We start from the raw sequence: 15,185 nt of genomic DNA on the forward strand, positions 1-15,185 counted from the left end.
CCACTGAAATGAAGGAATATTATGATGTCTATCACCGCGAATTGTGCTTTAAACACGGATAAAAACATTACTCATCAAGGCGAAAAAATAAGAAGCCATATACACCGATTTAGTGAAAATAATGTCGCGGCATTATCAGGGTATTCGGTCAGTATCAATACCCACGAACAAAACTGGCATTCTACAAAAACGACAACACCGACGGAAAGATCTGAAGCCACTAGGCAAGCAATTGAATCAAAATATATTTCCATCGTTCCTAAAAATGGAACACCTGGAGAAGATAGTGAAATCACATTTTACTTGCCTAAAGAAATAGGCAACTATCGTTCGGAGGTTTCCAGCTTTAAGCCGATTAAAATAGCCGCTCAGTCAAAATATTCCTTTGATTTCAAAGCAACTTCTCTGCCTAAAGATCTGATTCTATTTCAGGTCAGGGAACTGGGCGGCAGTATGAAAACATTAGGTGGTGATCGCCCTTCCTTTTCGTTACATATCAAACAAGATGGTACGCTCGTCTCAACCATTAATACCGTCAATCAACACCTTGTTCCTGCTGATGCTGAAAGCCCTCGTTATCAAAATGAAAATGTTGTAATAGAGAAAATTGAATTAGACCAATATTATCATTTCGAACTTGAGATGGTGATGCATAAAGATCAGCCTCTCATCAAGATTGCCATTGATAATAATGAGATATATCGGCGAGATATTCCGTTTGGTGCCTCCGATTCAAAAAGATTTTATACCAAGCTTGGCGCTTACGTTCCGCAACAAAAAAAGGCAGAAGGAATTAATGACTCTCAAGTCAGTTTCGATAACATTCACGAATCCCATCACGAATATCACCCCTCAACCCTAGCCACAGAAAATGATGTTTGTTTGGCTCATTCAGCACCACTTCAGTCGTTGTCTGATGCGATGGCAGCATTCAATATCAATCAGGCAGAAATGATAAATATAGTGGGGCATAGTACAGGGAAAATCTTAACGGCCCTCGCCACAACAATAATAGCAGCACCTCAACTATCTTAACGATTATCGTTCTGGCGACCATAATTAGATAAAAGTAAAAAATGCCTGATCGCAGGCATTTTTTTAATGTAGCTAACCTAGCTTACTTAAATCCTTTCTCGCGCTTAATCAAATCATACGCAGCTTGGATCTCTTGGGCTTTTTGTTTCGCCATCTCCATCATTTCTGGCGGTAAGCCTTTTGCCACCAACTTATCAGGATGATGCTCCCCCATTAACTTACGGTAAGCACGCTTGATGACCACGCTGTCATCCGAACTGTTAACGCCGAGTACTTTGCAGGCATCTTCCATCGTCGGACCATTAGAGGCTTGCTGGTAACCCCCTCGAGAGTATCCCCCGTGCTGCCCACCGTGGCCGCCAAACTGACGACCGCCTTCAATCATGCTCAGAAACTGGTCAAATTGACCACGCGAGATCCCCAGCTCTTCAGCGATGACGTACAACACTTGCCGCTCATTAGGATGCAATGATCCATCGGCAAATGCGGCCTGTAACTGAATTTCCAGAAACATCCTAATTAAATCAAAGCGGCCAAAACAAACGCTACGTAATTCCTGCAATCTTTCACGTAACGGGAAACCGCTCTCTTTGCCCTCACGAAACGCTTGCTGCGCTGCAGTTCGGGCCTCACCATGCAATTGCATCCGATCCATCAATTGGCTGGCAAGCTGAATATCAACCTCCGTCACCCGCCCTTTGGCCTTGGTCAAATGCCCCATAACCTGAAAAGTGGCGCGGAAAAAAATGATTTGTCGTGTTTGTTGATCGGCAAAATAGCCGCGGCGCTTCGTGCTTCGCACCCTGTCTACCATATGGCCGACAAGCAACCCCAGTACCACACCCCAGAAACCAGTACCTGACATTAAGCCCAATACCAGACCGAGCAGTTTTCCCCAATACTGCATATACTCCTCAATTCATCATGCCGTCAGTCAAAATTTGCATTATCATACTCGGCATTCAGCTCAGCGCCTAACGGCGAGACGTGTAAACGACCGGATTTAACACTAGCGCAACGGTGATGAGTAATATAGTCTCAAACCGTTTGCCGGCATGATGCCCCCAGATGACGGAACACCTAAACAGCGTATGAAAAAAAGATTCCCCACACTGCTGGCCACATTGATATGGACGGCGCTATATAGCCAACAAACACTGGCTGACCTTGCTGAGCAATGTATGCTCGGTGTACCTACCTATGACCAACCACTGGTCACAGGCGATCCGAATCAGCTACCGGTTCACATTAATGCAGATAAAACCGAAGCCAATTACCCCGATAGTGCGCTGTTCACGGGCAATGTTATTGTCCAGCAAGGTAACAGCACGTTAAGGGCTGATGAGGTTGAGCTGACACAAGTACAAAAACCCGGTGAAGCTATCCCGGTGCGTAATGTTACAGCTACTGGCAACGTTAATTATGACGATCCGCAAATCAAGCTAAAAGGCCCCAAAGGCTGGTCAAACCTAAACACCAAAGACACTGATATGGATAAAGGGAAATATCAGATGGTCGGGCGTCAGGGACGTGGCGATGCAGATTTGATGAAATTACGTGGGCAGAACCGCTACACCATCCTAGAAAACGGGACTTTTACTTCCTGTTTACCAGGGGATAATAGCTGGAGCGTCGTGGGCTCAGAGGTCATACATGACCGCGAAGAACAAGTGGCCGAAATCTGGAACGCTCGCTTTAAAATTGGCAAAGTACCGGTGTTCTACAGCCCGTACATGCAATTACCCGTCGGCGATAAACGTCGTTCAGGCTTCCTGATCCCTAATGCTAAATACACCAGTAATAACGGCCTCGAATTTATGCTGCCGTATTACTGGAATATTGCCCCAAACTTTGATGCCACCATTACGCCACATTATATGGAGCGGCGCGGGTTGCAATGGCAGAATGAGTTCCGCTACTTACTGGCTCCCGGTTCTGGCACCATGGCGTTGGATTGGCTGCCAAGTGACCGTTTATATCACGGGCAAAATGGCCAGGAGCAAAACCCGACCCGTTGGTTATACTACTGGGGCCATTCTGGAGTGATGGATAAAGTCTGGCGTTTCAACGTCAACTTTACCCGAGTGAGTGATCCAAACTACTTCACCGACTTAACGTCGCAATATGGCTCCACCACTGACGGTTATGCAACGCAGATATTCAGCGCTGGATATGCCGATCAGAACTGGAATGCCACTTTGGCCTCCAAGCAGTTCCAAGTGTTTACTGCCGCCGGTAATAGTAATGCCTACCGCGCCCAGCCGCAGTTAGACATGAACTACTACAAAAATGATATTGGTCCGTTTGACCTACATGTTTATGGTCAAGCCGCCAAATTTACGAGTGTTAACCCGAATAATCCGGAAGCTAGCAGATTCCATGTCGAGCCATCGGTTAACCTACCATTATCTAACGGTTGGGGGAGCTTAAATACTGAAGCTAAGTTATTAGCCACCCACTACCAGCAGGATATCCCGACTGGCTTTGCCCGCTATTACTCTAGTGCTAATCGAGGTGAAACAGCACCCGAACTTAAAGACTCAGTGAATCGAGTCATGCCACAATTTAAAGTCGATGGCAAAGTGGTATTTGACCGGCCAATGGACTGGAGTGAAGGCTTCACCCAAACCTTAGAACCACGCGTACAATATCTCTACGTTCCTTACCGGAATCAGGATGATATCTACATTTATGACACCACTCTGATGCAGTCTGACTATTCCGGCCTGTTCCGTGATCGTACCTACAGTGGTCTGGACCGTATCGCATCTGCGAATCAAGTCTCTACCGGTTTAACCACACGCATATATGATGACACGCTGGTTGAACGTTTTAATGCTTCTGTGGGTCAAATCTATTACTTCAGCCGTTCGCGTACCGGTAACAGCGAAACCATTGATGGTAGTGATGATACCGGTAGCCTTGTTTGGGCTGGCGATACCTTCTGGCGAATCACTGATCAGTTGGGTCTGAAAGGTGGTGCGCAGTATGATACGCGTTTAGGAAATTTAACTTTAGGTAACGGAGTGTTGGAGTATAGAAAGGACGCAGAGCGTATGATTCAATTGAATTATCGTTATGCGAGTCCAGAATATATTCAAGCCGCAGTTTCTAACGTGAAAAGCCCCGGCTATCAGCAGGGCATCTCTCAGATTGGTACGACCGCGAGTTGGCCAATCGCTGATCGCTGGGCATTGGTAGGCGCTTATTACTACGATACCAAAGCTAATCAACCTGCTAGCCAGCTTGTTGGCGTACAATACAACACTTGTTGCTGGGCGATAAACTTAGGTTATGAGCGTAAAATCACTGGTTGGAATTCACAATATGAAACCAGCAAATACGATAACAAAATTAGCTTCAATATCGAATTACGTGGTCTGAGTAGTGACCATAGCCTGGGGACGGCACAAATGCTGCGCTCAGGTATTCTGCCTTATCAAAGTGCATTCTGATACTGTGTAACACACTGAATACAGTGAATTTTAACCCGCCAAAGCGGATTACATAAATGGAAAAGGTATGAAGAACTGGAGAACGCTTATTCTCGGATTGGTTGTCTGTGCCAATACCGCGTTCGCAGCACCACAAGAAATCAATAAAGTTGCCGCCGTAGTCGATAACGGTGTCGTTTTGCAAAGTGACGTTGATGGCCTGTTACAGTCAGTGAAACTGAATGCACAGCAGTCTGGGCAACAAGTGCCAGACGATGCGACCTTGCGCCATCAGATCCTTGAACGTCTAATTATGGATAATATCCTGTTGCAGATGGGCAAGAAGATGGGCATCACCATCAGTGATGAGCAATTAGATAAAGCCATTGCGGATATTGCAGCGCAAAACCGTATGACTCCAGCTCAGATGCGTAGTCGCTTAGCGGCCGATGGCCTGAATTATGATACTTATCGTGAGCAGATCCGCAAAGAGATGCTGACCTCTGAAGTACGTAACAACGAGGTGCGCCGCCGGATAACTATCCTGCCACAGGAAGTTGAATCTTTAGCTAAGCAAATTGGTAATCAAACCAGCGGTGATGCCGAGCTGAATCTCAGCCATATTTTGATCCCGCTGCCAGAGAATCCTTCTCAGCAACAAGTTGATCAAGCTGAAGAGTTAGCGAACAAATTGGTGTCCGACATTAAAAGTGGCGCTGATTTCGGTAAATTAGCTATCGCTAACTCTGCTGACTCTCAAGCGCTGAAAGGCGGTCAGATGGGTTGGGGGAAATTGCAGGAGTTACCTTCTCTGTTTGCTGAAAGACTGCAATCGGCAAATAAGGGTGAAGTTGTTGGCCCTATCCGTTCCGGCGTAGGCTTCCACATTCTGAAAGTGAATGATATCCGTGGTGGGGATAATTCCGTTTCTGTCACGGAAGTTCACGCCCGCCACATCTTGCTGAAACCATCGCCCGTAATGACGGACGATCAAGCGCGCGCTAAGTTAATGACCGCTGCGGCTGACATTAAAAGTGGGAAAACCACTTTCGCCAATATCGCCAAAGAGATTTCTCAGGACCCAGGTTCTGCGGTACAAGGGGGTGACTTGGGTTGGGCATCACCTGATATTTATGACCCTGCGTTCCGTGATGCTTTGATGAAGCTACAAAAAGGTGAAATCAGCGCACCGGTTCATTCCTCATTCGGTTGGCACTTAATTCAGGTTGTCGATACCCGTCAGGTAGACAAAACTGATGCTGCGCAGAAAGATCGTGCGTACCGTATGCTTTTCAGCCGCAAGTTTGCTGAAGAAGCTCAAACTTGGATGCAAGAGCAGCGTGCTGCTGCTTACGTAAAAATTCTTGATGGTAGTAATGCACAACCACAATAATCGTATCGTTATTACCCCCGGCGAGCCTGCCGGGGTTGGGCCGGATTTAGTCGTCGCCCTAGCGCAACAGGATTGGCCTGTTGAGTTAGTGGTGTGCGCAGATCCGGCCTTGCTTCTTTCGCGTGCTAGCCAACTTAATCTGCCTTTGCAATTGCGTGATTATCAGCCAAACCAACCCGCGTTAGCCCAACAAGCGGGTACGCTCACTATTTTGCCAGTAAAAACAGCGGCGCAGGTGATACCCGGTAAGCTTGATGTCGAGAACAGCCACTATGTGGTGGAAACCTTGGCCAAAGCGTGTGATGGCGCGATAAGCGGTGAGTTTGCTGCCCTTGTGACAGGCCCAGTACAAAAAAGCATTATCAATGATGCTGGTATCCCCTTTATCGGGCATACCGAGTTTTTTGCTGACCGTAGCCATTGCCCACGTGTTGTGATGATGCTGGCAACAGAAGAACTGCGTGTTGCACTGGCAACGACTCATCTGCCAATACTGGCTGTACCAGAAGCTATCACTCGCGATTGCTTGCATGAAGTGATCACCATTCTTGATCATGACCTGAAAACCAAATTTGGTATTCAGCAGCCGCAGATTTATGTGTGCGGGCTTAATCCTCATGCAGGCGAAGGTGGCCATATGGGCCATGAAGAGATTGATACCATTATTCCTGCGCTGAATGAATTACGTCAGCAGGGGATAAATCTGATCGGCCCTCTGCCGGCAGATACCTTATTTCAGCCCAAATATCTGCAACATGCTGATGCTGTTCTCGCGATGTACCATGATCAGGGATTACCTGTGCTGAAATATCAAGGGTTTGGTCGAGCAGTGAATATCACGCTCGGTTTACCTTTTATCCGCACATCTGTGGATCACGGCACCGCATTAGAACTCGCCGCAACCGGATCTGCCGATGTTGGCAGTTTCATTACGGCATTAAACTTAGCCATTAAAATGATAAATAACAGCAATGAATAATAGAGTCCACCAAGGGCATTTTGCCCGCAAACGCTTTGGACAAAACTTTTTAAACGATCAGTTTGTCATCGATAGTATTGTCTCAGCGATCCATCCGGTTCCCGGTGAAGCGGTCGTCGAGATTGGTCCCGGTTTAGGCGCATTGACCGAACCGGTTGCAGCACGTATGGATCGTATGACGGTGATCGAGTTGGACCGTGACTTAGCCGCTCGGCTCGCCAGCCATCCTCAATTAAAAGATAAGCTTACCATCCATCAGCAAGATGCGATGAAGGTCAATTTTTCTGAGTTGGCAGAACTTGCGGGGCAACCATTGCGGGTGTTTGGTAACTTGCCATACAACATCTCCACCCCGCTGATGTTCCATCTTTTCAGCTATACTGATGCTATCCGTGACATGCACTTCATGTTACAAAAAGAGGTCGTTAACCGCTTGGTAGCAGGGCCGAATAGCAAAGCTTATGGTCGTTTGACCGTCATGGCGCAATACTATTGCAATGTCATTCCGGTACTCGAAGTACCGCCAACTGCATTTACCCCTGCCCCGAAAGTTGATTCGGCTGTGGTGCGCTTAGTTCCACATGTGAACATGCCAAACCCAGTGGGTGATGTACGCATGCTGAGTCGCATTACTACGCAGGCATTTAATCAGCGTAGAAAAACAGTGCGTAATAGTTTAGGTGACCTGTTCACTCCAGAGCAGTTAATTGATTTAGGTATTGACCCGATAATGCGGGCAGAGAATATTTCTGTCGCGCAATACTGTAAGCTGGCGAACTGGCTTTCAGCCCAATCGACACCGCAAGAATAGGCAGGAGCACATTATGATTGAACAGCCTCGCGTTTGTGTACAGGTGCAAAGTATCTATGTGGAAACTCAATCGATACCTGATGAAGAACGTTTCGTCTTTGCTTATACCGTCACCATCCGTAATTTGGGCCGTTCAAATGTGCAACTGATTGGCCGCTATTGGTTAATCACCAATGGCAATGGCCGGCAGACTGAAGTTCAGGGCGAAGGGGTCATTGGTGAACAGCCTTTGATCCTGCCAGGTAATGAGTTTCAATATACCAGCGGCGCGGTTTTAGAAACTCCGCTGGGTACTATGGAAGGGCATTATGAAATGGTTGATCATCTTGGTCAGACTTTCCGTACGGCAATTCCGGTGTTCCGCTTAGCGATCCCAGCGCTGATCCATTAATCCTGATCTCAACTCAAATATGTCTACTTATCTTATTGGCGATGTTCATGGCTGTTTGGATGAATTGCTTGCGCTATTAGCGCAGGTCAATTTTGATCCTCAGCAAGATACCTTATGGCTCACGGGTGACTTAGTCGCCAGAGGCCCCGATTCATTAGATGTATTACGTTATGTGCGCTCTTTAGGATCCGCTGTACGCATGGTTCTTGGTAACCATGACCTACACCTGTTGGCCGTTTATGCGGGTATCAGCCGTAATAAGCCAAAAGATCGCATTACACCTCTATTAGAGGCGGCTGACGCTGATGAATTGATCAATTGGTTACGTCGCCAACCGGTTTTACAGGTTGATGATGAACTCAAGTTAATCATGGCTCATGCCGGTATCACGCCACAATGGGATATCGAAACCGCCAAGATCTGCGCCCGTGAAGTCGAAATGGTATTAAGCAGTGACAGTTATCCCTTGTTTCTTGATGCCATGTACGGTGATATGCCAAACAACTGGTCACCTGAGCTGACGGGGTTAGCACGCTTGCGCTTTAGTACCAATGCGCTCACCCGTATGCGATTTTGCTTCCCGAATGGGCAACTGGATATGATCTGTAAAGATACGCCAGACAATGCCCCTGCTCCGCTCAAACCTTGGTTCGATTTGCCAAGACGAGTCGATCCTGAGTATTCGATTATTTTTGGTCATTGGGCATCATTGGAAGGTAAAGGCGTACCTGAGGGTATTTATGGGCTGGATACAGGCTGTTGCTGGGGTGGCGATTTAACCTTGTTACGCTGGGAAGATAAGCGCTATTTCACTCAACATTCATTCAAAGTTGAAGCCGAAATAACGCCGGCTGATGAATTAGCATCATCCTCTGAAGATCCACTAAATTATTTGTAGTATTGGATATCGGCTAAAGACGTATACAAAAAAAGCCCATTAATGGGCTTTTTAGCGAGATACAAACGATGAACTATATGCGCCTTTAGCGACGATCCAGTATTTCGAAGCAATAACTGTGAGAGTTGGCCTCATCTGCATCGTGGAATTCACTGAAGGTACTTTCCCACTCATCTGGCTCATAGTCAGGGAAATGGGTATCACCACCGACTTCAGCATCAATATGAGTCAGGTACATCCGGTTTGCACGGTCTAAAAATTGATTGTAGACACGCCCGCCCCCCATCACCATCACTTCTTCCACATCACCAGCCAAAGAAAGTGCTTGATCAATAGAGGTGGCCCAAGTAACGCGGTCATCAGTACCGGGCTGGCTACTGATCACAATATTCAAACGCCCTGGTAAAGGACGGCCGATAGATTCGAAAGTCTTACGACCCATAATGACCGGCTTATTAAGCGTGTTACGTTTGAACCACGCTAAATCTGCCGGTAAGTGCCATGGCATGGCATTTTCCATACCAATAACGCGATCTGCTGCCAATGCAGCGATCAGGCTAATAATCATTGCTAAACCCTGTGGGCTACGAGAGCCAGTACCGAAAAATTGCTCACACTATACGTAAAGCCTAAACCAGCGTCGATAGCGATGATCAGGCTAATTGCACATATAAGACAGCTCCTAGCGCGATACTAAAACAGAGAATAAAAAAAGCCTTATACACCAGGACGTTTGCGATAGAGCCATAATCCAGGTAAAGATAAACCAATCGACAACGCCCCCACGATAAATGACGCTTTTAGGAAATTAGTCACCATCGTCGACATTAATGCCTCGGTGTAGCCCAGATGAGAAATCTCCACCACTGAGATCATAGCGGTATACGCTGAGATCCCCGGAAACATTGGGATGACTGCAGCGACGGTAAATACTTTAGGGTGTGCCAACAACCAACGTGACCAGTTAATTCCGATGACCCCAATCATTATCGAGGCCAATAGTGATGCCAGCTCGATATTCATGCCAAAGTGAACCATCAGCATGCGCGAACCGTGCCCCATCGCCCCGAGTAACGCGCAATAGCGTAATGCACGACCGGGCACATTAAACACCATCGCAAAACCGAGTGCCGGTATTGCTGACAGCACCATATCTTGTAGTAAAGCCCAGAGTAAACTCACGCCCACCCCCGCAATCCCCAAAGCCCCATCGCAAATATCACCCCAATACAGGTCGACAGTGTTAATAAGCTTGCCATTGCCCATCGCGCCAATCCGGTGTTCACATGCCCTTTAAACATATCGGCGACGGCATTAATCAGCGGAAAACCCGGCACCAGTAACAGCACACTGGCAGCCATCGCCACGCTGGAAGCCTCATGAAAGGCAGGTAACCGCATCAGTAAGCCAGAGGCCGAGGTCGCGACAAACGCCGTGATACAAAAGTTAATAAGCGGGTTCATATGACGAGCAGTCAAACTTTGTCGCACAAACATCGCCAACCCACTGGCAATAAAACTGATTGTAAATGCATCCCAGCCGCCGCCGTTGAGTTTACTGAAGCAGCCGCAAGAGAGTGCAACCATTACGACGACCAACCAGCGCGGGTAACGCAGCGGTTTGATATTCTCAAAACGCTTCTCTACATCTTTCCCATCCAACAAATGGTGTTCGACCAAAATAACGATATGTTGGACTTCCGTGACCACCTGCATATTGATACCGCGGTCGGTATTTTTACGGGTAGAGGTCAGACAATTGCCTTGGCTAATGGTCGTTAAAACCACTGCATTAGCAGAGATAGAGCTTTCGACACTGTCCATCCCCAGCGCCAGACCTAAGCGGGCAGATAACTGTTCAACCAGCATACTTTCGGCACCATGCTGCAACAGCAGCAAAGCACACTTGATGCACAGCCTCGTAATCTCACGCTGTTGCTGGTGCGGTACATCATTACTGACTATATTTTCAAGGCTCATATTCGTGCATCACTATCCGTCAGAAAAGTAAAAGAACCTGCCAATAGAGCATAAGGGCCATGCTCAGTGTCGTTGCTGCTGAAAATATCACTACCACAGATAACCAATAAGAATAATGCAACGAAGGCTTAGTGGCGTTATTATCGCCAGAACGCATCACTCTTACTCGGTAATTCTTATGCTTGAAACTTCTTTATTCGTCGCGACTCTTGCTACCTTGGGGATGCTCTCCCCTGGGCCTGACTTTTTTTTGGTCATCAAAAATGCTGCTCGCTACCGCCGCCCTGCCGCCATGATGACCGCGCTTGGCGTCGTTTTGGGTGTCGCGACACACATGTCTTACTGCGTGGCCGGTCTGGCAGTGGTTATCACCACCACCCCTTGGCTATTTAATCTGCTGAAATATGCTGGCGCCTGCTATTTGATTTGGATTGGTATTCAAGCTCTTCTGGCGCGTGGAGACAGTAAACTCAATATCGATAACGCCACACAGTCCCCCATCACGCTGAAAGCCGCCTTCTTACAGGGATACCTTTGCAACTTATTGAATCCCAAAGCGACACTTTTCTTCCTCGCCGTTTTCACTCAAATCTTACAGATCAACTCTGGCGTGGGTGAAAAACTGTGGTACGCCTCAATCATCTGGGTATTGGCCGTTATCTGGTGGCCTCTGCTGGTGATTCTAATTCAAAGTGCACCAGTACGTCGTGGTTTAGCAAAAGCACAAAAAGTGGTCGATAAACTACTGGGTGGCCTATTGATCGGCTTAGGCATCAAAGTCGCACTAAGCTAGCGATAGCGGTGTTTTAACCCGTTATCCTTAATATCCACAATACGGCGAGCACTAACATTGGTGAAGATCAATGTTGTTTATGAACAATATTATTGTTTATGAAAAATACTTCTGTTTATAACAAATACTGCTAATTAGACTAAAGAACGCGATTTTATCATCTCTAAGCATAAAAAAAGGCGATGTCTCCATCGCCTCTTGTCTTGTCTACTGTGGTGTTACATCCACATTAACCTTTCATATTCTTAATCTTGGCATGCATTTCTTGCACTGAAATCACCTGTTCAGTCGGATCTGCATTTAATGCCATCGCGGTAGCAAAACCGCCATTCAAGGTCGTGTCGTAATGCACTTTATATTGCAAAGCACTGCGGCGAATCAGTTTGGAGTCTTCAATCGCCTGACGCCCCGCCGTTGTATTAACAATGTAAGTGTACTCACCATTCTTAATACGGTCCTGAATGTGTGGGCGACCTTCATGCACTTTATTGACCAAGCGCGGATTTATCCCTGCTTCACCCAGCACCACTGCGGTACCGTGGGTTGCATCCAGTTCAAAGCCCTGTTTCAGCAGTTTTGCTGCCAAATCAACCACCCGATGTTTATCACCTTCACGCACTGATAATAACGCTCGGCCACTCTTTTTCATGCCAGACTGACTGCCCAACATCGCTTTAGAGAATGCTTCAGCAAAGGTACGACCAACACCCATGACTTCACCAGTCGAGCGCATTTCTGGCCCTAAAATCGGGTCAACGCCAGGGAATTTATTGAACGGCAAGACCACTTCTTTGACTGAGTAATAAGGTGGAATGATTTCTTCGGTGATACCTTGCTCAGCCAGTGATTGACCGACCATCACGCGTGCAGCAATTTTTGCCAGTGGCATACCGGTCGCTTTTGAGACAAACGGCACAGTACGGGCAGCACGAGGGTTTACTTCAATCAGGTAAACCTCGTTATTCTTCACCGCAAACTGCACGTTCATTAAGCCACGCACGCATAGCTCAAAGGCCAACTTTTCGACTTGCTGGCGCATCACATCTTGGATTTCTTTGCTCAGCGTGTAGGCTGGCAGTGAACAAGCAGAGTCACCGGAGTGAACCCCCGCTTGTTCAATATGCTCCATGATCCCGCCAATAAGCACGCGCTCACCGTCACAAATGGCATCGACATCGACCTCAACAGCATCATCAAGGAAGCGATCCAGCAGCACGGGTGCATCATTCGATACACTGACCGCGTTTTGGAAGTAACGACGCAAATCAACTTCGTCATACACGATTTCCATTGCGCGGCCACCCAAGACATAGGATGGACGAACCACCAACGGGTAGCCCAAACCAGTCGCCTTCTCTACCGCTTGTTCAATCGTGGCAACAGTGGCGTTCGCTGGCTGTTTAAGTCCCAAACGATTGACTGCCTGCTGGAAACGTTCACGGTCTTCAGCACGGTCGATAGCATCAGGGCTGGTACCAATAACAGGTACACCAGCCGCTTCAAGTTCGCGTGCTAATTTCAATGGTGTTTGGCCACCGTACTGCACGATAACGCCTTGTGGCTTCTCGATACGTACAATTTCCAATACGTCTTCTAGCGTTACTGACTCAAAATAGAGGCGGTCAGAAGTGTCATAGTCGGTCGAAACCGTTTCTGGGTTACAGTTCACCATGATGGTTTCGTAACCATCGTCACGCAGCGCCAATGAAGCGTGTACGCAGCAATAGTCGAACTCTATCCCTTGACCGATACGGTTTGGTCCACCACCCAGTACCATCACCTTCGGACGATCACTGGTTGGGTTGGATTCGCACTCTTCCTCGTAGGTTGAGTACATGTAAGCCGTGTCAGTTGAGAACTCTGCGGCGCAGGTATCGACGCGTTTGTAAACTGGATGCAGGCCGTGCTTGTAACGCAGTTTGCGCACTTCACTTTCTGCCGCACCCACCAATTTGGCTAAACGAGCATCAGCGAAACCTTTGCGTTTCAACTGGCGCATAAACTCAGCATTCAGACCATTGATACCGCACTCCGCTACACTTTCTTCTAGGCGAACCAGTTCTTCAATCTGTACCAAGAACCAGCGATCCACGTTCGTCAGATTAAAAATGCCATCAACCGACATGCCGGCACGGAAAGCATCAGCGATGAACCAGATACGGTCAGAACCGGCTTCCTTCAATTCACGACGAATCTTGGTCAAGGCTTCAGGATCATCCAAGCTAACTTTCGGATCAAAACCCGTCGCGCCAACTTCCAGACCACGTAACGCTTTTTGCAGTGATTCTTGCATCGTACGACCGATTGCCATCACTTCACCGACAGATTTCATCTGTGTGGTTAGGCGGTCATTCGCACCGGCAAATTTTTCGAAGTTAAAGCGTGGGATTTTGGTCACAACGTAGTCAATAGAGGGCTCGAAAGACGCTGGTGTGCGACCACCGGTGATGTCATTCATCAACTCATCGAGCGTATAACCTACCGCCAGCTTGGCGGCAATTTTAGCAATCGGGAAGCCCGTCGCTTTAGACGCCAACGCTGAAGAGCGGGATACACGCGGGTTCATTTCAATGACAATCAAACGGCCGTTCTTCGGGTTAACCGAGAACTGGACATTAGAACCACCGGTTTCTACGCCGATTTCACGCAGTACTGCCATCGAGGCATTACGCATGATTTGGTATTCTTTATCAGTCAGTGTTTGAGCTGGCGCGACAGTAATGGAGTCACCGGTATGGATACCCATTGCATCGAAGTTTTCGATTGAACACACGATGATGCAGTTGTCGTTCTTATCGCGAACCACTTCCATCTCATACTCTTTCCAACCAATCAGTGACTCATCAATCAACAATTCTTTCGTTGGTGACAAATCCAGACCGCGCTCGCAAATCTCTTCAAACTCTTCGCGGTTATAGGCAATACCGCCACCGGTGCCACCCATAGTAAAGGAAGGCCGGATAATACAAGGGAAGCCCACATCAGCCGCAACGGCCAGCGCTTCTTCCATATTATGTGCAATGCCAGAACGCGCCGTATCCAGACCAATTTTTTTCATCGCAATATCAAAGCGGCGACGGTCTTCTGCTTTATCAATCGCATCGGCGGTGGCACCAATCATGGTGACACCAAACTCAGCGAGAACACCTTGGCGTTCCAGTTCCAACGCGCAGTTCAGTGCTGTTTGGCCACCCATAGTCGGTAAAACGGCATCTGGGCGCTCTTTTTCGATGATTTTACGTACCACTTCCCAGTGGATCGGCTCGATATAGGTTGCATCGGCCATTTCAGGGTCAGTCATGATGGTCGCAGGGTTTGAGTTCACCAGAATGACGCGGTAACCCTCTTCGCGCAGCGCTTTACAAGCCTGAGCACCCGAGTAGTCAAATTCACAAGCTTGGCCGATAACGATAGGGCCTGCGCCCAGAATCAGGATGCTTTTTATATCTGTACGTTTTGGCATGGTAATCGC

General features: G+C 47.7%; 13 protein-coding genes. 8 read left to right on the top strand and 5 right to left on the bottom strand.

The genetic code is table 11. From position 1 onward, the window contains the following. Positions 1 to 21 precede the first annotated feature (21 nt). The gene (locus DA391_RS18865; RefSeq protein WP_240624755.1) at positions 22 to 1,035 is read left to right on the top strand and encodes a polysaccharide lyase; all 1,014 of its coding nucleotides are present in this window, start codon (positions 22 to 24) and stop codon (positions 1,033 to 1,035) included. Between the two features lie 82 nt (positions 1,036 to 1,117). Here the strand turns inward: DA391_RS18865 and djlA are convergent, their stop codons facing one another. Beyond that, complete coding sequence (djlA, locus tag DA391_RS18870; RefSeq protein WP_050080193.1) at positions 1,118 to 1,942, bottom strand: co-chaperone DjlA; 825 nt, start codon at positions 1,940 to 1,942, stop codon at positions 1,118 to 1,120. Between the two features lie 184 nt (positions 1,943 to 2,126). Here djlA and lptD point away from each other — a divergent pair, with 184 nt between their 5' ends. From lptD to apaH, 6 genes are all read left to right on the top strand, one after another. Continuing rightward, positions 2,127 to 4,490 (top strand): LPS assembly protein LptD, encoded by a 2,364-nt coding sequence (gene lptD / locus DA391_RS18875; RefSeq protein WP_050080421.1) that lies wholly within the window; start codon positions 2,127 to 2,129, stop codon positions 4,488 to 4,490. Positions 4,491 to 4,557: 67 nt separating this feature from the next. Next, positions 4,558 to 5,862, top strand: a complete 1,305-nt coding sequence (surA, locus tag DA391_RS18880; protein ID WP_050080192.1) for a peptidylprolyl isomerase SurA — start codon at positions 4,558 to 4,560, stop codon at positions 5,860 to 5,862. Continuing rightward, the gene (gene pdxA / locus DA391_RS18885; RefSeq protein ID WP_050080191.1) at positions 5,846 to 6,841 is read left to right on the top strand and encodes a 4-hydroxythreonine-4-phosphate dehydrogenase PdxA; all 996 of its coding nucleotides are present in this window, start codon (positions 5,846 to 5,848) and stop codon (positions 6,839 to 6,841) included. Before surA ends, pdxA begins: the two co-directional genes overlap by 17 nt. Next, positions 6,834 to 7,652 carry a 16S rRNA (adenine(1518)-N(6)/adenine(1519)-N(6))-dimethyltransferase RsmA gene (rsmA, locus tag DA391_RS18890; protein WP_019211122.1) on the top strand — a complete coding sequence of 273 codons (819 nt, stop codon included), beginning with the start codon at positions 6,834 to 6,836 and terminating at the stop codon, positions 7,650 to 7,652. The genes pdxA and rsmA overlap by 8 nt, the downstream gene beginning before the upstream one ends. Positions 7,653 to 7,665: 13 nt before the next feature. Next, the gene (gene apaG, locus DA391_RS18895) at positions 7,666 to 8,043 is read left to right on the top strand and encodes a Co2+/Mg2+ efflux protein ApaG (RefSeq protein ID WP_019211123.1); all 378 of its coding nucleotides are present in this window, start codon (positions 7,666 to 7,668) and stop codon (positions 8,041 to 8,043) included. Positions 8,044 to 8,062: 19 nt separating this feature from the next. Then, positions 8,063 to 8,941: a bis(5'-nucleosyl)-tetraphosphatase (symmetrical) ApaH gene (apaH, locus tag DA391_RS18900; protein ID WP_050080188.1), complete on the top strand. Its 879-nt coding sequence runs from the start codon at positions 8,063 to 8,065 to the stop codon at positions 8,939 to 8,941. 85 nt (positions 8,942 to 9,026) lie between these two features. On the opposite strand, the gene folA is transcribed toward apaH, so the two are convergent. The 3 genes from folA to DA391_RS18915 all read right to left on the bottom strand — a co-directional run bounded on the left by folA (position 9,027) and on the right by DA391_RS18915 (position 10,920). After that, entirely contained in the window at positions 9,027 to 9,509 is a 483-nt protein-coding gene (gene folA, locus DA391_RS18905; protein ID WP_019211125.1) for a type 3 dihydrofolate reductase, read from the bottom strand. A 149-nt stretch (positions 9,510 to 9,658) separates the two neighbouring features. Next, positions 9,659 to 10,123 (bottom strand): threonine/serine exporter, encoded by a 465-nt coding sequence (locus tag DA391_RS18910; protein WP_167398184.1) that lies wholly within the window; start codon positions 10,121 to 10,123, stop codon positions 9,659 to 9,661. Continuing rightward, positions 10,120 to 10,920, bottom strand: a complete 801-nt coding sequence (locus tag DA391_RS18915; RefSeq protein WP_050080186.1) for a threonine/serine ThrE exporter family protein — start codon at positions 10,918 to 10,920, stop codon at positions 10,120 to 10,122. The genes DA391_RS18910 and DA391_RS18915 overlap by 4 nt, the downstream gene beginning before the upstream one ends. Before the next feature lie 178 nt (positions 10,921 to 11,098). On the opposite strand from DA391_RS18915, the gene DA391_RS18920 reads away from it, so the two are divergent. Continuing rightward, positions 11,099 to 11,713 carry a LysE family transporter gene (locus DA391_RS18920; RefSeq protein WP_050080185.1) on the top strand — a complete coding sequence of 205 codons (615 nt, stop codon included), beginning with the start codon at positions 11,099 to 11,101 and terminating at the stop codon, positions 11,711 to 11,713. A gap of 229 nt (positions 11,714 to 11,942) precedes the next feature. On the opposite strand, the gene carB is transcribed toward DA391_RS18920, so the two are convergent. Continuing rightward, entirely contained in the window at positions 11,943 to 15,176 is a 3,234-nt protein-coding gene (gene carB / locus DA391_RS18925; RefSeq protein ID WP_050080183.1) for a carbamoyl-phosphate synthase large subunit, read from the bottom strand. Between the last annotated feature and the right edge of the window lie 9 nt (positions 15,177 to 15,185).

The sequence above is a fragment of the Yersinia massiliensis genome (genome assembly GCF_003048255.1).
Classification (GTDB): domain Bacteria; phylum Pseudomonadota; class Gammaproteobacteria; order Enterobacterales; family Enterobacteriaceae; genus Yersinia; species Yersinia massiliensis_A.